Origin of the sequence: Candidatus Enterovibrio escicola (assembly GCF_002464935.1) — a bacterium.
Lineage (GTDB): Bacteria > Pseudomonadota > Gammaproteobacteria > Enterobacterales > Vibrionaceae > Enterovibrio > Enterovibrio escicola.
Map to the genome: position 1 here is coordinate 59,605 of NZ_NBYY01000028.1, position 20,231 is coordinate 79,835.

Sequence of the window (20,231 nt, forward strand, 5' to 3'; positions counted from 1 at the left end):
TGGCCATGATGTAAAGATAGCCACCTCACACCATGAGCAACGTATTGAGAACATGCACTTAATTTCTAGAATTAGGCTTTAATATTAGTTCCTAGCGTGCGACGCCCGAATGCTTGACCTTCACTGTCGTAGGTTAGTTCATTTTTACCGCCAGTTTCTTCAAATAAATTACGTAGCTTACGCATGCTCAGTTGAGCACGTTGAAGTGCAGAACCATTGGCGTCATTCAGTTGTTGGCAGCGCTTAAGAGTATCTTTAATGGCCAACACGTAACGTTTAATATCATCAGAAGGGGATGATATCTCTGGGCATTGAGCCAATAGTATATCTCGGTATTGAATGGCATTGATTAAAACCAGTTTTTGTTTAGCATTGATGTTAATATCGGGCACTTTTCGGGAAGCTATCGCAGACGTCTCGGTCTTTATTACTTCGAAGAGCATGTTGATATCATCTGATTGCGCGTTGAGGTGTTGCTCAAAGGTGAGCGTTTCGTTTTGCATAATTAATTATTTGAGACTACGAATCTCGTCTTCATATTTCATGATATTGGTAGCAAGCTTGTCAGCATTCACTTTGTATACGCCATTAGTAATAGCTGCTTTAATTGCTGCAACTTTTGTACTGTCAAAATGTATTTCATTTGCCATTTGTTGATTAAGTGCTTCAATGGCACGACTTTGATCACTTATGGAAAAGGCATCACTACGAGGCTGGAGGACTTCGCGTGACGAACCCTCTTTGACGAGAGTACTATGTAAATCGTTTTGGTTTGTTCTGCTCGTTTCTAACGGTTGACCAGAACGCAACTGATCGATACTTGTCATATTAAAGCCTTTGTATATACCTGAATCCTCTGCTATCTACTACATCGGCAGTGCTCGTGTAAACTTTAGCATCTAAATCGTAGAAACTTAGAATTTTACAGTCACTTGGTCGACTGAAATGATTGTAGCATCTACGATCTTGTTGGATTTACTGTTGCGGATTTTAATTTGTTCGCCTAGAGCGCCGTCACCTAAGGCTGTTCCTTTTGTAATAATATTTAACCCATTACTGCTTGCAGTTATCATAACTTCATCACTTCTGCATACCATGCAAATGTCATTTCCTTGCACTGGTTGTCCTATTCCAACAACACGCTTAATACGAGAACCAATAATGGATACAGTATCAGTGTAGGTTTGACCGCGTTGAAACCTAGCATCGACGAGTTGGATGGTTAAATCGTCATTTGTCAGTGTAATACCTCGATCTAAGGGTCTACGAGCAACAACTATGGGTGTAAGCAAGCTAATTTGTGTAGGCACATAGACCTGCCACGCGTTGTTAGGACAACGTACCAAGACTGTAACACTTTTATTCAGTGTTTGTCGGCCTGGCACTGAAACATCCAGCGCGAAAGGACAATTCGAGAGGTGTAATCGAGAATCAATATTTCCTGCTTGTACGTTGAGTTCACCATGTTTAGGTGGTGTGATTAAGGTTCTAACATATTTCTCTGCAGCTTCTTGTACTGCCTGAAGTTGATTTGTTGGCGCAGAGGCTATAATGGAGCTAAAGATAATGAGAAATATGCCGATGAAAAGACAAGTTAATCGTGAATAAAACATAAATTACATATTGGTTAATATGGTAAACAATAGCTGCAGTGTTCCACGAATTTGCTCGCTGATGAAGCATGTTGAGCAAATATTTGCTGCAATACAATAAAAAAAACAGTGTAATATGGAGTTTATCTTATGTCGGGGATTCTTGATTCTGTCAACCAACGTACACAGTTAGTGGGACAAAACCGCTTAGAGTTATTGACATTCCGATTAATGCTAAAACAACGTTACGGTATTAACGTATTTAAAGTAAAGGAAGTTCTCCAGTGCCCTCGACTCACGTTACTACCGAATTTACACCGATTGGTGAAAGGTATTGCGCATATTCGTGGAAAAACGATATCGGTCATTGATATGAGCCTTGCGACAGGTGGTTTGCCTATTAATGATCATGAAAATCGTTTCATTATCATTTCTGAATTTAATCGTTCCACACAGGGCTTCTTGGTCGGTTCTGTAGAACGGATTGTAAATATGCATTGGGAGTCGATTCTTCCTCCACCTGAAGGGATGGGGAGTTCAAGTTACTTGACAGCAGTCACTGAAATCGACGGTGAGTTAGTTGAGATTCTGGATGTGGAAAAAATTCTCAACGAAATTTCACCTGTTAATGAACAGATGAGTGACGAAACATTGGCTCAGAAACCAGTGATTACTAAAAAAGGCGCAGGTCCGAATAAAGTTCTTGTCGCTGATGACTCTAGTGTGGCGCGTCGTCAAGTTAAACGTGCTGTTGAAACTCTCGGGTATGAAGTTATGCTTGCTTACGATGGACGAGATGCATTAAATCAGTTGCAGGCTATGGCACTAGAAGGTGATATTTATCAACAAGTTGCGTTGGTTATTTCTGATATTGAAATGCCAGAAATGGATGGCTATACGTTGACCACAGAAATTAAAAAGGATACGAATCTAAAAGATCTTCATGTAGTATTGCATTCCTCGTTGAGCGGTGTGTTTAATGAATCTATGGTTCAGAGGGTTGGTGCTGATGCATTTATTCCAAAATTTGATCCAGATGAATTAGCTGCTGCAGTGATTAAATCGGTTAAATACCAAGATAATTAATTCATGAAGAATATAACGTTCTCAGAACAAGAATATCGTGACTTTTGTAAATATCTCGAAAAGAAATGTGGAATTATTCTTGGTGATAGCAAACAATACCTCCTAAGAAGTCGGCTTAGTCCATTGCTTAGTCGTTTCAAGCTAGTGTCGATGACTGAGTTATTACAACTCGTTTTCACTAATTGTAATAGTGAACTCTCGGTTGCTGTACTTGATGCCATGACCACTAATGAAACCCTGTGGTTCCGTGACACCTATCCCTTTGATGTTTTAGCAAATCAACTGTTGCCGGAGGTAGCTGCAAGTAAACGTCAGATTAAAATGTGGTCTGCCGCAAGTTCGTCAGGGCAGGAGCCGTATTCAATTGCGATGATCATCCAAGAAAAATTAGGTAAAAAAACAGGATTATTGAGCAACGTGCAAATTACAGCAACAGATATATCTTCGAGCATGTTGGAAAACTGTCGTAAGGGAGTTTACGACAATCTGGCACTGAGCCGTGGCCTCTCCCAAGAACGGCAACGTCAGTTTTTTGAAGATGCGGGTACAGATCGTATGAAGATCAAAGATACACTCAAGCGAATGGTTACCTTTAAACCTCTTAATTTGATGGGTAGCTATGGTAAACTTGGAAAGTTTGATATCATTTTTTGTCGCAATGTTCTGATCTATTTCTCACCAGAGATAAAATCACAAGTAATCAATAAAATGGCCAAAAGTTTAAATCCAAAAGGTTACTTGTTGCTGGGGGCATCTGAATCACTAACTAGTCTGACTGACCGGTTTGAGATGATTCGATGTAACCCAGGGATCATTTATAAACTTAAATAAAACGTTTACCTAACTAAAGGTGGTGTATTTATTGCCAATTTTTTATGTCTTGAATGTGGAAAATACTATTTGAAGTGTTTTGAAATAAGCTTAAAGTATTGATAATTACGTTTGTTGTTCCATTGTGTTTCTTCAAGGTAAAGTTGGCGCCTATATTGCTTTAATATGTAGGAAATATATAGGAGGTGACCACATGGTAATGTCGTTCGACAAAGTGCTCGGAATTCATCAATACTCGGTAGGAGTTCGTGCTCAACGGGGTGAAATATTAGCAAGTAACCTTGCAAACGCAAATACACCTGGTTATAAGGCTCAGGATCTCGATTTTGAACGTACGCTTCAGGCGGTAACCTTTGGGGTAAACATTGGGTTGAGCCGAACAAATGGCCGGCATATTTATTCCTTATCAGAGGTGAATGGAAAAAAAATGTACCGTATCCCCAACCAGCCAGACACGGGTGACGGCAATACAGTTGATGCACAAGTTGAAAGTAATTTATTCATGAAAAATGCACTTGAGTATCAATCTTCATTATATTTTCTTGGATCAAAGTTCAAAAGGATCTCAAAGGCATTGAGAGGGGATTAATTAATGAGTTTGTTTAATATTTTCGATGTGGCAGGTTCTGCCATGAGTGCAGAGTCAATACGACTAAACACTACGTCAAGTAACCTAGCAAACTCAAATTCAGTAAGCAGTTCTGAGGGTGAAACGTATAAAGCTCGCCACCCTATCTTTGCAGCAGAGTTGAACAAATACACTTCACAACAGGGAGCAAGTGTACCTGTGTGGGTTGCAGGAATTGTTGAAAGTCAAAAACCACTCCGTGCTGAGTATAACCCCGATCACCCGATGGCAAACGTAGAAGGTTACATTTTTAAACCAAACGTGAATGTAATGGAAGAGATGGCAAACATGATTTCTGCCTCTCGTTCCTATCAAACCAATGTTGAGGTTGCAGAAGCAAGTAAACAAATGTTGATGCGTACCTTGCAGTTGGGTCAGTAAGAGTAGGGGGACAATGCTATGAATCCAATTGAGGGTACAGGTGGTGCGGGTAGTGGCAGCTACATTGACAAACTAAAAGCCGTACAGGAAAACCAACGCAACGGGCTGGGTGGTGAAAAAGTCACTGGTCCGTCAGTACTAAAGCAAGAAGATTTCCTGTCGCTCCTTACGCAACAATTGGCGCATCAAGATCCGTTTAAGCCAGTTAACAACGAACAGATGATTGCGCAGATGGCGTCGTTTTCTACTGTCGATGGTATTGGAAAGATGAATAAGCAGTTTGCTTCGCTAAATACTGCCATGACATCTAGCCAAGCTCTTCAAGCTTCATCGTTGGTTGGTCAGGATGTACTGGTTCTAGGAAATTATGGGTTTAAGTCCGCATTGGGCAGTATAGTCTCAATGGTGAAATTACCACAAGCTCTTAATGATATCGTAGTGCGAATTCATAACGAGCAAGGGCAACTTCTTCGTAGTTTTAGTACGGGTGCTAGGTCTCAGGGTGATCATCGTATTGAGTGGGATGGAATGGATGATAGCGGCAAGATTCTGCCTGCAGGAAAATATAAAATAAATGTAGGTGGTATGATAGGTGGTAGGTTACAGGACTTAGAACTATCTACTTATGCTAATGTGAACAGTGTCTTACTCGGAAATGGCGATGGTAAGGTACTGTTGAATATCGCAGGTCATGTATCTCCGGTCGAACTTACCGAAGTGCTTGAAGTAGGTAATGCTAGGGCTGATAGCATGAGCCAAAGCTAAAGGATAGGAGATTTTCAGAAATGGCATTGAATATAGCACTAAGCGGTCTCGCCGCAGCTCAGAAAGATATGAATACTACTAGTAACAACATTGCGAATGCTAACACTTTTGGTTTTAAAGAATCACGTTCTGAATTTGGTGATGTTTATTCAGCATCTATTTTTTCGAATGCAAAGACGACCACAGGGAGTGGTGTGCAAACCGCTATCGTGGCACAGCAGTTCCATGAAGGATCAAGTATATATACCAACAATCCTTTAGATTTACGTATTAGTGGCAATGGTTATTTTGCGGTGGCGAATGACAAGTTAGTAACGAACGATAACCTACTAACGCGTAATGGCGCGTTTCATCTAGATAAAAATAACAATATTGTTAACTCTGAAGGGCAATTTCTGTTGGGTTATAAGGTTGACAATGACACCTTACAAGTGGGATCATTTGAACCAAATTCTTTGAATGTTCCAGATCAATTCGGTCAACCTCGTGCATCTGACAATGTAGAAATTGGCCTAAATTTGCCCGCTGGAGCGGCGAAGAAGGATCCAACATTGTTTAATCCTGAAGACCCTGATACATACAATAAAGCAACATCATCGACCATTTTCGATTCGTTGGGACAGCCGTATAAACTGACGAGCTATTATGTAAAAGATAATTTGATACCGAACAAATGGGCAGTGTACTATTCAGCGACTGACCCTTCCGGCGAAAAGCCACTTAATCTGACTACGGGTGAATTTACCAGTACCAAAGGCCATGTTGGTCATTCAGTTGAATTTAACACTGACGGTTCTATAAATACAGTCAATGGCGGTGTACCGATTACCACGGTCGAGTTTGGTTCTAATGGATCTGGCATGGAAATGAACGGTGCGGATGAATCGCAATCACTGATCATAAAATTTGACACTCCAACGCAATACGCATCACCATTTGAAATGCGTAAATTTACTGAAAATGGTGCAACAACAGGTTATCTATCGAAGGTGGATATCGACCCAAAAGGCACAATCATGGCTATGTATAGCAATGGGGAAAACATTGCGTTGGGTCGTCTTGCGATGGTTCGAGTTTCGAATCAACAGGGCATGTCTCAAGCAGGGAATACTCAGTGGAAAGTGACACAACAATCTGGTAATGCCATGTGGGGTGAAGCAATGCAAGGTGCTTTTGGTAAAATCAAGAGTGGTACCATCGAGCAATCTAATATTGACATGACCCAAGAACTGGTCGATCTTATCACAGCACAACGCAATTTCCAAGCTAACTCACGCTCATTGGAAGTGGGCAACCAAATGCAACAAACTATCCTTCAGATTCGTTAATAGATTTGCTCAATACGAAAAGTTGCCGCTTTCGCCTTGGTGTTATGTGGCAATTCATTTCCTAATATTCGCTTATATTCTCTTCAAAATTATTGATATTTAATCTTAACAGATTGTAAAACAACACATAAATTATTCGGTATATTCTTTGCATAAAAATCTTAAACGATTAGGAGAACGTCAAAAAATGGATCGTGCATTATTCCTTTCCATGAGTGGTGCAAAACAGGATATGCAAAGCCTGCAATTGCGTGCCAATAACTTGGCTAACGTTAGTACCACAGGTTTTAGGGCTGACTTAGAACAAGCCAGAGCAATGCAGGTTTACGGTGAAGGTTTTCCTACACGTGTATTTAACATGACAGAACGTCCAAGCTACAATTATACCCAAGGATCTACTATTACCACTGGTCGTGAACTTGATGTTGCGATTAAAGGTGACGGTTGGCTGGCCGTGTACGATGGTTCAGGACAAGAAAGTTATACTCGAGTGGGCAACTTAAAATTGGATCAAACTGGTTTATTGCGAAATGGTCAAGGTCACTTGATTCTGGGTGAAGGTGATGCACCTATTTCCTTGCCATTGTCGGTGTCAACGATTGAAATCGGTACTGACGGTACTGTATCGGTGTTGCCTCAAGGGGCTCAACTAGAAGCGATGGAAAAAGTGAACCGTATAAAACTGGTTCGTCCTGATCAAGTTGAACTTTTTAAAGACAAGAACGGAGTATTTAAACCTATTATCCCAGGTACTATATATGCAGCCGATGCCAGCGTTACCTTACTTACGGGGGCACTTGAGGGCAGCAATGTCAATGCCATAGGTGAAATGACGGGTATTATTAACCTCCAAAGACACTTCGAAATGCAAATTAAACTCATGAAAACGGTAGAAGAAATGGATCAAGCATCCAATTCATTGCTGAGTATGGGTTAACTTAAAGAGGTAATTATTATGCATCCAGCTTTATGGGTGAGCAAAACTGGTCTAGATGCACAGCAAATCAATATTTCGACGATTTCGAATAACTTGGCAAATGCCTCTACCATAGGTTTTAAAAAGTCCCGTGCTGTGTTTGAAGATCTATTTTATCAAAACATTAATCAACCGGGTGGACAATCTTCTCAAAATACCAAACTACCAAGTGGTTTGATGTTGGGTGCAGGTGCGAAAGTGGTCGCGACGCAACGTGTTCATAGCAGTGGTAATGCGCAGACAACCAGCAATGCACTGGATCTGATGATCGAAGGTGATGGTTTCTTTCAGGTGTTGATGCCTGATGGAAATATGGGTTATCAGCGAAACGGGCAATTCACTTTAAATGATGAAGGTGTCATTGTGACAACAGGTGCAGGTTATTCTTTGCAGCCTGAAATTGTCGTGCCACCAGATGCAATTCAAGTAAGCATAGGTACGGACGGGGAAGTCTCTGCGCGTCTTCGTGGTCAAACTGAAAATGCGGTGTTGGGTCAGATCATCACCGTAGATTTCATTAATCCTAGTGGCCTTGAACCCATAGGTCAAAATCTATACTTGCCGACTGGTTCCAGTGGTGATCCACAGGAAGGAGTGCCGAGTTTGGATGGTTTAGGTAGTATACGACAGTCAATGTTGGAAACATCGAATGTTAATGTAACTGAAGAACTGGTTAACATGATCGAAGCGCAACGAGTGTATGAAATGAACTCAAAGGTCATTTCATCTGTTGATCAGATGCTGAGTTACGTGAATCAGCAACTGTAACCGAGTAACTCTCAGATGAAGAAATTACTATTTTCTGGCCTTATGTTGGTGACGTTGTCAGGGTGTATTAATCCTGAAGCCTTGATGTTGCAAAATGAGGTTGCACAGGAAACCATTGAAACGGATGCAGTCGAAGGCAATACTGATCTAGGTAGTGAAGGCTTAATTAGTTTATTGCGACAGCGTGAGGATGCTATCTCTGGTGACCCTTCTTGGGCAGAACTTCATCCACCTCGGCCACCTGATCACTATGTTTCGGCAACGGGTTCATTATTCAGTACTCCGAAATCACAGAACTTGTACGATGACACCAAACCTCGTGGTATTGGCGATATAGTAACTGTGTTGCTGGAAGAAAAAACACAAGCCAAGAAAAGTGCAAGTAGTGATGCTAATAAATCAAGTGATTTGAGTATGGATCCACTCGAAATGGGTGGACTGGAAACGACGATTGGTGAATCTAACTTTTCTTATACGGCTAGTCATGACAATAAGACTCGTGGCTCAACTAGTGCCGACCAGAGTAATAGTATTAGTGGCTCAATTTCGGTAGAGGTGATTGATGTATTGGTGAACAGCAATCTAATTATACGTGGAGAAAAATGGCTGACGTTGAACACCGGCGATGAATACATTCGATTGAGTGGTACCATTCGTCAGGATGATATTAGTAAAGAAAATACCGTGGATTCCACCCGTATTTCGAATGCGCATATTCAGTATTCAGGTACGGGAGATCGTCAAGATACTCAAGACCAGGGTTGGTTTGCACGGTTCTTTAATGTGGTTCTTTAAACACATTGACGTTGTCGGAGATTTGACGTGAAAAATTGGCTACGACTTATATTGATAGTCACTCTGGTGAACAATGTTGCACAAGCAGCTAGAATTAAAGATGTATCGGAAGTCGCAGGTGTCCGCAGTAACCAGTTGGTCGGCTATGGCTTGGTAGTTGGCTTGGCGGGAACGGGGGAAAGTACATCTTTTACAGATCAAAGCTTTACCGCTATGTTGAGAAACTTGGGTATTCAACTGATCCCTGGAACTAAACCTAAGACTAAAAACGTGGCTGCTGTAGCTGTTAGTGCAGAGCTAGAAGCCTTCGCGAAACAAGGTCAACGAATTGACACTACAGTATCATCTATCGGTTCGGCAAAAAGTCTTCGTGGTGGAACTTTGGTACAAACCTTCCTCAAAGGCCTTGACGGTAAGACGTATGCCGTTGCGCAAGGGAATCTTATCGTCGGTGGTTTTAGTGCCGTAGGGGCTGATGGTTCATCTATTATTGGGAATACACCGACTGTTGGACGTATTACTAATGGTGCTACGGTAGAACAAGAAGTACCATCACCGTTTGGTCGTGGTAACCACATTACCTTTAATCTGTTTGAATCTGACTTTACGACTGCTCAACGCCTAGCAGACTCTATCAATAGTTTTCTAGGATCCAATACTGCATCTGCAATGGATGCAACCTCGATTCGTGTTCGTGCACCGCGTGATTTATCTCAGCGCGTTGCGTTTCTTTCTACCATTGAAAATATTGAATTTGTCCCTGCGGAAGCTGCTGCGAAAATAATAGTTAATAGTCGTACAGGTACTATTGTTGTGGGTCAAAAAGTGAAACTTCGCCCAGCGGCGATCACTCACGGCGGCATGACCGTGACTATTAGTGAAAATTTACAAGTGAGTCAACCGAGTGTATTTAAGGGTGGTGAAACTATGGTAGTGCCGAATTCAGGTATTAAAGTGGCAGAAGATGACGGACGTATGTTCCATTTTAAACCGGGTGTTACGTTGGACGAATTGGCGCGTGCAGTGAATAGTGTGGGTGCTGCGCCATCTGATTTGATGGCTATTTTACAAGCCCTCAAACAGGCGGGAGCCATTGACGGTCAACTGATAGTGATTTAAGCCTATGAGTGATCCGATAGATACTGGTTTTATTCATGATTTTAGTCGTCTAAATGTGTTGCGGCAAAAAGCTATCGATGGTGATCGATCAGGTGATGCCCTACGTGTTGTGGCAGAGCAATTTGAATCATTATTTACACATATCCTATTTAAATCGATGCGGGAAGCGAACGAAGTTTTTAAGTCAGATATGATCGATAATCGAACATCTCAGTTCTATCAAGAAATGGCTGATGAACAAATGTCAAGTGTATTCGCAAGAGAAGGTGCATTAGGTTTGGCAGAGTTGATTATTCAGCAAGTTAAAGGGTTGGACAGTACTAAGCAGATGGAAGGTAGTGTTAACCTCTTAAGAGGCCGCATGAATGTATTACCGACAATGAGTGCAGTGGCTATACGTCCTTTGGAAGATGAAGCGAATACTGTTGCTGTAGAACTGGCTACAGCTGTGACACCGAGTTCACATATGCGGGTAAGGCAGAATGTGGAACCACTGAAAATTGACGTGAAAGGATTTAAATCTCCTGAGGAATTTGTATCTCAATTGACACTGTATGCCAACCGAGCGGCAAGAGCATTGGGTACCGATCCTGCAATGTTAATTGCACAAGCCGCGTTGGAAACAGGCTGGGGAAAAAAGATCATTTCAAATGTTCGTGGTAACAGTCGAAATTTATTTAACATTAAAGCAGATCCTAAATGGACTGGGCAGAAAATAGTGACACAAACACTGGAATTTGATGGTGACATCCCAGTGCAGCAAATAGCTTCATTTCGTGCCTACGCTTCATATCAGGACAGTTTTAATGATTACGTCTACTTTTTAAAGGCAAATCCTCGTTATGATACTGCATTGCAACAATCGATGGAACCAGATCAATTTATTCGTGGGTTACACCAAGCAGGATATTCTACCGATCCACACTATCCTGATAAAGTCATCAGTGTGTTTAGCCGAGTGAAGGATTTGATGGGGAACTAGGTGATAATTTTACTTCATCAGAGATTACAGAATTATACAGTTGAGTGTATAAATCGAAAGTGTGATTATAAAACATAACAAGGAAATCTGATCTGAATTTACAGGGGATCTACGTGGAAAATAGATTAGACCAGAGTGCCATCCAGAGCAATTATTTCATTGGTGATGTTATGGAAAATTTCCGATGACGTCACTAGCGGTGGATATCGATCAATTATACTATGCAGTATAAATTTTCATCATGTTAATGGGAGCATTGATTTCCTATCCTTGGTGGTTATCTCGTTTCACCTGTTAAAATCATATGCGATAATCACAATATTGTTTCTACAGCCATGATAAATATAAAATAGAGTATGATTATTGATGTAGTATTACATTAAGTTGTAGGCAATTTATTTCCACATACGGGAGGGCGATATGGGTTTTGATCTGCTGACGTTGGGTTCACAAGGCGTTCTAACTGCACAACGGCAACTGAATACGACTGGCCACAATATTGCTAACATTAGTACGGATGGTTATAGTCGCCAGTCTGTGGAGCAACGTGCCAACGACACTGTTTATTGGTCTGCTAATCAGTGGGGACAGGGGGTGCATGCAGCTGCGGTGAGACGAAATTACGATAAATTTACGGTCAATGAATTAAATATTGCCACTTCTTCTCTGGCTTATGCTGCAACTCGTGAAAGTCAACTCACCCTGCTTGATGAGATCATGTCACAATCGGCCAAAGTAATACCGGGAAACATAAACGAATTCTATGGGGCGATCAAAAGTTTATCAGATAGTCCGAGTGATATGGGATCGCGTGGTATTGTGTTGGAAAAGTCTCGGTTGGTGGTAGCAGGACTTAATGACATTAATATTGTTCTTCAATCTCTAGAAATGGATACTTCTGACGAGATTGACGCCACGCTAAGGCGTATCAATGATATCGGCATCGAAATTGTCGATATTCACAAAGCATTGCTAAAAAGTCCTGCGGTAGATAATGATCTTCTTGACCGTCATCAAAGCCTGATCAATGAACTGTCTGAATTAAGCCAAGTCAGTGTTAACCAACGTGACGATGGCCTTTACAACATCATTATTGGTAGCGGACATACATTGGTATCAGGCCTATATTCCAGCGAATTGAAAACCATTCACGGTGATCCGGATCATCAAAAACGGCGTTTAGCGCTGATAGAAGGAAAATCACCAAAGGTAATTAATAATAAAGATATGCACGGTAAACTTGGTGCTATGTTTGAATTCCGTGACAATACATTGGTACAGGTGCGAGATGAGTTGGGTCGTCTTGCGGCAGGGTTCGTGATTTCATTGAATGACATGCAATCTCAAGGTATTGATTTAAAAGGTAATTCCGGTGTAAATATCTTTACTGATTTAAATAGCGAGGCTATTGCACGAGGTCGTGTGATTCAAGGGAAGATGTCGACTGCAGACATTAAAGTCTACATCGAAGATTTATCCGCATTGAAGACAGGTGATTACCAGCTAAAATTTGATGATAATCAGTACACTTTAGTCGACTCTAAAAAAAACATGACCAGGGTTACCCCAACCGGAACGCCTCCTTCGTTTATCATTGATGGTCTCAAGATCCAAATTGATTCAGATTTAAGTATTGGAGAACGAATGGTTATCCGTCCTGTCAGACAAGCAGCAGGCCAGATTGAAATCATAATGAATGAACCGGAAAAAATTGCTGCACAGAGTTATGTTAGTTCAGTATCGAGAGTTACAGGTCAAGGTGACATCAAGATTTTGACTCAAGGATTGCAGAAAGAATTCCAAGTTATTATCTCTCCTGATGCCTCTAAGTTTGCTGTTTTAGATATGAAGGGTAATATCTTTCTGGATCCACAAACTTATCCACCATCTAGCCCTATATCGGTAAACGGAACAGTGTTTGAGTTATATGCAGGTGCAGCTCCAGGTGATGTATTCGCAATCAACTTATTACCAGCAGACGGTGAAAACGGCAATTTGATCCGTATGCAGAAACTACAAACCAAAAAGCTGATGGATGGTGGACATTCAACCTTGATTGATGTTTATGAAGGGCTGAACACCGATTTAGGTGCACAAAGATCCTCGTTAGCGCGGTTGGAAAATATCAGTCGAGTTGAACATGATGCAGCCATAGGACGAGTAGCTGAAATTTCTGGGGTTAATTTGGATGAAGAAGCTAGCAATATGATGAAATTTCAACAAGCCTATATGGCCTCGTCTCGCATTATGACGGTAGCCAATGAAATATTTGAGTCCCTACTGAATTCAACTCGATAAGGATCTGAGTGATGATTAGCCGTATTGCGAGTTTTCATAATTATCAGTCAGTGTCTAATGATCTGATGCGTCAGAAAATAGAGTTACAAGACATCCAAGAGCAGCTTGCGACCGGTAAGCGTGTACTTACGTCTGGAGATGATCCTGTGGCATCTATCTATATTCAAAATTTTCATCAACAGGACAAGCAACTCGACCAATACATTGACTCAATCACATTGGCACGTAACCGTCAAACTCGTGTAGAAATTGCTATTGATTATTCAGAACAATTGATCGATAGCTCCAAGCGTAAAACTATGGAAATGATCAATGGTTCTCTATCTGAAAATGACCGCAGTGCACACCGACAAGACCTTAAAGGCTTATACAATAATCTTGTGAACTTGGCTAACGAAAAAGATGAGTCGGGAAATTTCCTGTTTTCAGGAACGCAATCGAGTAAGCAGCCATTTTTCCGAGATGGTTCTGGGAATGTGTTATATGCGGGAGATAGTTATCATAGAACTGCACAAATTGCTCCCGATGTTGAAGTACAAACCAGCATCCCTGGTAGCTCAGTTTATATGGAAATCAAAAATCCTTTCGGAGATTATCAGCCTGAATATGAACTTAAAAATGGATCATTGCTGTTACTTGTGTCAGCAAGAAATGCCAATAAGGCTGATAACTCAGCCTATGCGATCAATTTCGGTGTGGATGTAAATGGCCAGATAAAATATGAATTAACACAAAATGGTACTGTTGTTAATACGGAACATTACGATCCGAAAATAGGCGTACAATGGGAAACTATTAGCTTGATCTTTAAAGGAGAAATACTGGATGGTGATACAATGTTACTTAAACGGCAGGATACCTTTAATGTGTTTGATGCTTTTAAAAGAGGTATGGAGTTATCCCACGAAAGTATTTTTGATGCTTCGTCGACAGCAGAACTTCATCAAGTAACTGAACAGTTCTCTGCAGCTTTTAAACATTTAAACCAAGTCAGGTCGGTAGTAGGGACACGCCTTAATAGGCTTGACCTACAGGAAAATATGCACCTCGATTTTAAACTTGTACTGAACCGTTCGCTGGGTACCATGGAAGACTTAGATTATTCCACTGCAATCATTGATATGAATGAAAAGCTGCTAGCGCTACAAGCCTTACAAAAAGCGTTTACTAAGACTAAAGAGCTTAATTTATTCAACTATCTTTAATAAAATTGGGTAGTAGGATCTTCCTATAATTCTCAATTCGCACCTTAATCAACCTCAGATCTGTATAAGCAAACGCTTATGCAGATCTGAGGTAGCACAAACCAAGTGGATGTAATAGGTTTTGGAGTCTTGAAACCCTGATTGATGGAAAGCTATCACTATAGTGATCTCTTCGCTAATGGAGAGATGAGAAGGCTTGTTTCTTTGTTTGATATCGGAAGAAATGAAGTATTTTCCCATGTAGGGAGCAAAATATGGCAGAAGTCGTCGATATCGACGAAAACAGAGTCTAACGTATTCATGCCAAAGTCCTTATGAGAGTCGATAGTTTTTTAAACAATCAGATCCAGACTTGGGCATTTAGTTCATTTCTTATGCGTAGCTCAGGTTAATTATCAACGACCAAGGAGCTATCATTTCAGTAAATGTAGCACCCGCAAATGTTGATGACAAAAAAACGGTGCCAGATATGGCAGATGATCTCTTTGGATTACTTTGTAAAATAACACCCATTGAGAGGGAAAATTTGATCCTTCGTACACGCTTAAAATAACTCAATCTGAAAATGATTGGATACTCAGAATTAACCGAAATGCATGACAAAGTGATCAGTACCTTCATTGAACGTGAGTTTTACCTTTTAATCTTAATCAACTTATTGAATATATAACCATCACGAATACACGGAAGAGGTCATGTATTTAATAGGTTTTTCTTCGTGTAAAATGCCTATTTTTGCATGGTAACCATTATAGCTGCCGTTGACGTTAAATGTCGTTTTTGCCTGCAAACAAAAACAGTTAAAAAGCGTGATATCAGAGTTGGTGGATACCAACTCTATCGTTGACAAGCATGTTTCCGAAGCTTCCAGCTTGAATATACATACAGGGCTTATCAGGCGGGGATAAAAGAATAACTTGTTGAAGTTGCTATGAATAGTTTTGGTATTCGTGACTTATCTCGAGTGCTAGACATTATCATTAAATGCAGTTATCCGAGTTTTAAAAAATTTACACCACGTTGTGTAACCACATTCCATCTTGATGTATAGGAAGTGGTTCGTATTTGCGAAGTAGATGAGCAATGGTCTTTCGTAGGTAACAAAAATACCCCGCGCTGGCTTTGGTAGGCTTGGTAGCTTCGATTGAAAAAATAATTGCTCATGCATTCTGGTGTCGTGGAAGAAAGACATTCAATTTACTTTTCAATCGATTATCCGAATTCAATGTTTCATTTGGGTGCTCAGACGATTTTAATGTGTACGATATCTCTTCCCGAGAATAAACACATTGTTAGCAAGCTCTATACACAACGCATTGAGAGGAAAAATTTAACCCTGCGTACACGCTTGAAACGACTCAACCGGAAAACGATTGGATACTCAAAAACAACGGAAATATACGATAGAGTGATCGGTACATTCATTGAAAGAGAGTATTACCTTTAAACTATAATCAACCTATTGAATACGTGACCCACGTAAGAATAGGAAACTTAAAGGTGATGAAGCTTTTTAAGCGTTTTATGTTTATAAAACGATTTATCATCGAAATAGTCTTTAATCAACTAAAAATATATCCCAAATAGAGCATTATCAGTACCAAAAGATGGGTGAGCTGTATAGTCAACTTGATTGCGGGAGTCATTGCTTATACATTTACGTTTCAACTAAAAATCTTGGAATTAAAATTCCATGCCTTAAAAAGTCGCGCTTATACAAATTTGAAGTTGATCACTACCTTTCACAGGGTAGGTACCCAACCCAATCGTACGTTCTGTCTCTTGCTCATGGATACAGATAACTTATTTCTTAGCACCAATTACAGTTAGGTATAAAGTACGTGCTATCAGCTACCTATAGCTTCGTTCCTTGCTGATTCTATCGTCTATCCTAACTGATGAGTGACTTTTTATTGGACCTTAATAAAATACATATTGTTATTAAAGTTGTAAGATAAAGTTAAGGTCATCTATCAGTGTGAGAATTCTGTTAGAGTCCTCACCTTTATGGTAGCTTATCTTCATTTATAGTGTGTGAGGAAAAAGGTGTAAAGATTTTATCTATGGTGCCGTTATAGTAATCGTGAGAGTTTTAGAACAGGTTTTCCCTAGTTTGCTGGGCGGAAGCCAGACTTAGTATCAAAGGAGAATAGTTATGGCTATTACAGTGAACACTAATGTGCCTGCAATGACCGCTCAGCGCTACTTGAACAGTTCAAGCGACTCGCTGAATGCATCAATGGAACGCCTGTCCTCAGGTTACCGTATTAATAGTGCAAAAGATGATGCAGCAGGTCTGCAAATTTCTAACAGATTGATCTCACAAAGTCGTGGATTGGATGTTGCTGTGCGTAACGCCAATGATGGTATTTCAGTGGCTCAAACTGCTGAAGGTGCGATGGAAGAATCTAGTAACATACTGCAGCGTATGCGTGATTTGTCATTACAATCTGCTAACGGTACAAACGGCGTAGAAGAACGGAAAGCGATTCAGCAAGAAGTTGTTGCTTTGCAAGATGAATTGAATCGTATCGCAGAAACTACGTCGTTTGGTGGTTCAAAGCTGTTAAACGGCACATACGGGACTAAAGCATTTCAAGTCGGTGCAGACGCGGGTGAAGCGGTAATGATAGAGCTTAAAAACATGCGTGCCGATGAGACTCTGATGGGAGGTAGTACCTTTAAAGCAACGGTTTCTGAAAGTGTTGACATGGCTGAGTGGACCGCAACAGCTACTTCTACCCTAAGCATGTCAATCACCCATCCTGATGGTTTGACATCGACGATTGACATCACAGCAAAAGTGGGTGATGACATTGAAGAAATTGCGACCTATATTAATGGTCAATCTGACAGTAAAATTAACGCATCAGTTACTGAAAATGGCGAACTGCAAATTGTATCTTCTGCTGGCTCTGACATTATATTCTCGGGTGAATTAGCTATTTCTCTCGGAATGGATGCTGCGACTAAGATAGCTGAAACTGTTCAGGATGTAGATGTGGGTACTGTGGGTGGTGCACAAAAAGCAGTGGGTCTGATTGATAACGCGATGCAGTACATTGATTCTCACCGCGCAGAGTTGGGTGCTAAGCAAAACCGTTTGAGCCACACGATTGCTAACCTAGATAATGTAAACGAGAACGTGAGAGCATCTAATAGTCGTATCCGTGATGTGGACTTTGCAAAAGAGACCACGGAATTGACTAAAGCACAAATCCTGCAGCAGGCGGGTACGTCTATACTTGCGCAAGCGAAGCAAGCGCCCTCAACAGCATTGAGCCTGTTAGGATAGTAGACACAGAGGCAGTTGACGATGAGTTCACCTCTCATCGTCATCATTCAACAGGAGGTGAACAGCAATGGAACTAATGTCCGTTTCAACGCCATCTCTGTCTCATGTGACACCAATGTCTGATACGAAAGTTATCAGCAAGAAACAATATGTTGAAGGTGCTCCACTCGGAATTACACATCAACAACAAATGGCCGAAAATACGGAAAAGCTTATTCAGAACCGTGTAGAGAAAATTAAGCGACTTGAAGGTTCTCAGGAAATTCAGCAAGAACATCTTGAGAGGCTACTTGAGCAACTAGATGAGTTCGTTTCTACTTTTAATACAGGCTTGTCATTTCGACTTGACGAGGAATCCGGAAAAAACATCATCACTGTTTATGAAATGAGTAGTGGCGATATTATTAGACAAATTCCTGAGAAAGCAATGTTAGAGCTAGCACAACAACTATCTCTTCATGCTAGGGGGTTGGTTGCAGAAAAGGTATAACTGAGGTGAGTATAAGATGGATCTGAGTACAACGGGACTCGGCAGTGGAATGGATATCCATTCCATTGTTAACAAGATTGTTGAGTCTGTAGCTGCACCTAAGCAAGAACGTATATTCAAGCGTATGAATGATGTTGAAACTAACATCAGCGCATTTGGCAGGTTTAGAAACTCGCTTGATGCGATGAAAGATTTGATGTATGACTTACGCCATAATAATACCTTTGCGGCAAAGGTCATAACTTCTGATAACTTGGATGCCGTTTTTGCATCTGCAAACCACCAAGCCGTTATTGGTGTGTATTCCATCGCTGTAGAACAGTTGGCGCAATCCCATAAGCTTATTTCTGATGGCTTAGATGCAGATAATGATTTTGGGGCTGGTCAATTGATAGTCAGTCTTGGAGGACGTACTTCCACTATTGAAATTCCTCAAGCCAGCAGTTCATTACGGGATATTGTTCACACCATCAATAGAAAGACATCTAGATCTGGTGTAAAAGCTTCTGTGATCAACGATAATAAAAGTGTTCGTTTAATTCTAGGTGGGGATAAAACTGGAGCAGAGAATCAAATTTCTGTGACAATCAATGCAGCGATGACCAGTCCACTTCAAGCATTGGCTTATAACTCGGTAAGTGAATCTAATGCGATGAATGAAATACATTCTGCAAAAGATGCTCGTATTTTGATTGATGGTTTAGTATCTATATCCAGTGAAACCAACTCATTTTCCGATGTGATTAGGGGTGTCAATATTGATGTTTTGCAACTAACGTTAGCTGAAGATGGGTTTGTGACGGTTGTTGTCGACGAAGACCGTGATGCCGTAAAAGCGTCAATTAGTAAATTTGTTGATTCATACAACGCGTTCTATCAAGTGATGCAATCACTGTCTAAGTATGATTCACAAAAACAAATGGGTGGATCATTGGTAGGTGACAGTGTCATTCGGTCAGTAACAAGTCAACTTCGGAGTTTATTTTCTACCCCAATTGAGGGTGCATCTAAATCTCTTAGAACACTGAGCGAGTTGGGCGTTGTTACCACTATGGAGGGTAGACTGGAAATTAACCATAGCTTACTGGATAACCAATTGAGGCATAATTTCTCTGCGTTAGAAGATTTCTTTGGAGGCAATGATGGTTTTGCCAAGAAAGTGGAAGAAATGATCCATTCTTTCACAGGCATTACGGGTACGCTCCGCAACCGAGAAAATACACTGAATAAGCAAAAAGAACGTTTGCATAATGATCAAGAGACATTAGATCGTCACATGGTGGATTTAGAGAACAGGACAATTCGGCAGTTTTCTTCTATGGATGGTGCCATGATGGAAATGCGGTCACAGATTTCCACCATGATGAGCATCATGCCCACGTAGGTGAGTAACAATGTCACAAGACTTATCCCGTTTAGATACTATTGATAAACATTTATTGGCTGTACTTACTGCATCGATAATGGATGTCGATGAAATATCACGGTTATTGAATGAAAGAAGACAATGTTTGGAAGAGATCAAGATGTTGCCGAAACCTCCAGAAGGAAATGCTTGGTCTTCCGCGTTACGAAGAACTAAGCGAATAGTCAATTTGATGGAAATATATCGTAATACCGTTGCAGTCCAAGCAAGACCTTTTATTAAAGGTCGTAAATTAGTACAAACTTATAAGAAATTTGAGTAGGTGA

At 40.7% G+C, this 20,231-nt stretch carries 21 protein-coding genes and 3 pseudogenes; 20 read left to right on the forward strand and 4 right to left on the reverse strand.

All coding sequences use genetic code 11. From position 1 onward, the window contains the following. Positions 1-71: 71 nt before the first annotated feature. The 3 genes from flgN to flgA all read right to left on the reverse strand — a co-directional run bounded on the left by flgN (position 72) and on the right by flgA (position 1,613). On the reverse strand, positions 72-503 hold the full coding sequence (gene flgN, locus BTN49_RS09110; RefSeq protein ID WP_097356924.1) for a flagellar export chaperone FlgN: 432 nt from the start codon (positions 501-503) through the stop codon (positions 72-74). 6 nt (positions 504-509) lie between these two features. After that, a complete protein-coding gene (flgM, locus tag BTN49_RS09115; protein ID WP_097356925.1) occupies positions 510-827 on the reverse strand; it encodes a flagellar biosynthesis anti-sigma factor FlgM in 318 nt (105 codons plus the stop codon). 87 nt (positions 828-914) lie between these two features. Further along, a complete protein-coding gene (gene flgA, locus BTN49_RS09120; RefSeq protein WP_097356926.1) occupies positions 915-1,613 on the reverse strand; it encodes a flagellar basal body P-ring formation chaperone FlgA in 699 nt (232 codons plus the stop codon). A gap of 129 nt (positions 1,614-1,742) precedes the next feature. On the opposite strand from flgA, the gene BTN49_RS09125 reads away from it, so the two are divergent. The 13 genes from BTN49_RS09125 to flgL all read left to right on the forward strand — a co-directional run bounded on the left by BTN49_RS09125 (position 1,743) and on the right by flgL (position 14,754). After that, on the forward strand, positions 1,743-2,678 hold the full coding sequence (locus tag BTN49_RS09125) for a chemotaxis protein CheV (protein ID WP_097356927.1): 936 nt from the start codon (positions 1,743-1,745) through the stop codon (positions 2,676-2,678). Positions 2,679-2,681: 3 nt separating this feature from the next. Next, complete coding sequence (locus BTN49_RS09130; RefSeq protein ID WP_097356928.1) at positions 2,682-3,509, forward strand: CheR family methyltransferase; 828 nt, start codon at positions 2,682-2,684, stop codon at positions 3,507-3,509. Between the two features lie 193 nt (positions 3,510-3,702). Beyond that, a complete protein-coding gene (gene flgB / locus BTN49_RS09135) occupies positions 3,703-4,098 on the forward strand; it encodes a flagellar basal body rod protein FlgB (RefSeq protein ID WP_097356929.1) in 396 nt (131 codons plus the stop codon). Positions 4,099-4,101: 3 nt separating this feature from the next. Then, positions 4,102-4,518: a flagellar basal body rod protein FlgC gene (gene flgC, locus BTN49_RS09140; RefSeq protein WP_097356930.1), complete on the forward strand. Its 417-nt coding sequence runs from the start codon at positions 4,102-4,104 to the stop codon at positions 4,516-4,518. Between the two features lie 18 nt (positions 4,519-4,536). Next, entirely contained in the window at positions 4,537-5,283 is a 747-nt protein-coding gene (locus BTN49_RS09145) for a flagellar hook assembly protein FlgD (protein ID WP_097356931.1), read from the forward strand. 20 nt (positions 5,284-5,303) lie between these two features. Then, positions 5,304-6,611 (forward strand): flagellar hook protein FlgE, encoded by a 1,308-nt coding sequence (gene flgE / locus BTN49_RS09150; protein WP_097356932.1) that lies wholly within the window; start codon positions 5,304-5,306, stop codon positions 6,609-6,611. A 187-nt stretch (positions 6,612-6,798) separates the two neighbouring features. Continuing rightward, a complete protein-coding gene (locus BTN49_RS09155) occupies positions 6,799-7,548 on the forward strand; it encodes a flagellar basal body rod protein FlgF (protein ID WP_097356933.1) in 750 nt (249 codons plus the stop codon). An 18-nt stretch (positions 7,549-7,566) separates the two neighbouring features. Next, positions 7,567-8,355 (forward strand): flagellar basal-body rod protein FlgG, encoded by a 789-nt coding sequence (flgG, locus tag BTN49_RS09160; protein ID WP_097356934.1) that lies wholly within the window; start codon positions 7,567-7,569, stop codon positions 8,353-8,355. Positions 8,356-8,370: 15 nt separating this feature from the next. Beyond that, positions 8,371-9,150, forward strand: coding sequence for a flagellar basal body L-ring protein FlgH (locus BTN49_RS09165; RefSeq protein WP_097356935.1), 780 nt, complete (start codon positions 8,371-8,373; stop codon positions 9,148-9,150). A 27-nt stretch (positions 9,151-9,177) separates the two neighbouring features. Further along, a complete protein-coding gene (locus tag BTN49_RS09170) occupies positions 9,178-10,269 on the forward strand; it encodes a flagellar basal body P-ring protein FlgI (protein ID WP_097356936.1) in 1,092 nt (363 codons plus the stop codon). Between the two features lie 4 nt (positions 10,270-10,273). After that, positions 10,274-11,251, forward strand: coding sequence for a flagellar assembly peptidoglycan hydrolase FlgJ (gene flgJ / locus BTN49_RS09175; protein ID WP_097356937.1), 978 nt, complete (start codon positions 10,274-10,276; stop codon positions 11,249-11,251). Between the two features lie 420 nt (positions 11,252-11,671). Further along, positions 11,672-13,549, forward strand: coding sequence for a flagellar hook-associated protein FlgK (flgK, locus tag BTN49_RS09180; RefSeq protein ID WP_097356938.1), 1,878 nt, complete (start codon positions 11,672-11,674; stop codon positions 13,547-13,549). Between the two features lie 11 nt (positions 13,550-13,560). Next, positions 13,561-14,754: a flagellar hook-associated protein FlgL gene (gene flgL / locus BTN49_RS09185; protein WP_097356939.1), complete on the forward strand. Its 1,194-nt coding sequence runs from the start codon at positions 13,561-13,563 to the stop codon at positions 14,752-14,754. 54 nt (positions 14,755-14,808) lie between these two features. On the opposite strand, the gene BTN49_RS13300 is transcribed toward flgL, so the two are convergent. Beyond that, positions 14,809-14,994, reverse strand: a complete 186-nt coding sequence (locus BTN49_RS13300) for a hypothetical protein (protein ID WP_146679335.1) — start codon at positions 14,992-14,994, stop codon at positions 14,809-14,811. Positions 14,995-15,148: 154 nt separating this feature from the next. Here BTN49_RS13300 and BTN49_RS21080 point away from each other — a divergent pair. The 7 genes and pseudogenes from BTN49_RS21080 to BTN49_RS09210 all read left to right on the forward strand — a co-directional run. Continuing rightward, positions 15,149-15,238 (forward strand): annotated as a pseudogene (locus tag BTN49_RS21080) (IS982 family transposase); the annotation flags it as partial. A 27-nt stretch (positions 15,239-15,265) separates the two neighbouring features. Next, positions 15,266-15,424, forward strand: a pseudogene (locus tag BTN49_RS18210) (IS1 family transposase); the annotation flags it as partial. A gap of 384 nt (positions 15,425-15,808) precedes the next feature. Beyond that, positions 15,809-16,201 (forward strand): annotated as a pseudogene (locus BTN49_RS21085) (IS1 family transposase). Between the two features lie 708 nt (positions 16,202-16,909). After that, a complete protein-coding gene (locus BTN49_RS09195; RefSeq protein WP_097356940.1) occupies positions 16,910-18,049 on the forward strand; it encodes a flagellin in 1,140 nt (379 codons plus the stop codon). A 67-nt stretch (positions 18,050-18,116) separates the two neighbouring features. After that, positions 18,117-18,539, forward strand: a complete 423-nt coding sequence (locus tag BTN49_RS09200) for a flagellar protein FlaG (protein ID WP_097356941.1) — start codon at positions 18,117-18,119, stop codon at positions 18,537-18,539. A gap of 16 nt (positions 18,540-18,555) precedes the next feature. Further along, complete coding sequence (gene fliD / locus BTN49_RS09205; RefSeq protein ID WP_097356942.1) at positions 18,556-19,923, forward strand: flagellar filament capping protein FliD; 1,368 nt, start codon at positions 18,556-18,558, stop codon at positions 19,921-19,923. A 10-nt stretch (positions 19,924-19,933) separates the two neighbouring features. Next, positions 19,934-20,227, forward strand: a complete 294-nt coding sequence (locus BTN49_RS09210) for a hypothetical protein (protein WP_097356943.1) — start codon at positions 19,934-19,936, stop codon at positions 20,225-20,227. Positions 20,228-20,231 lie beyond the last annotated feature (4 nt).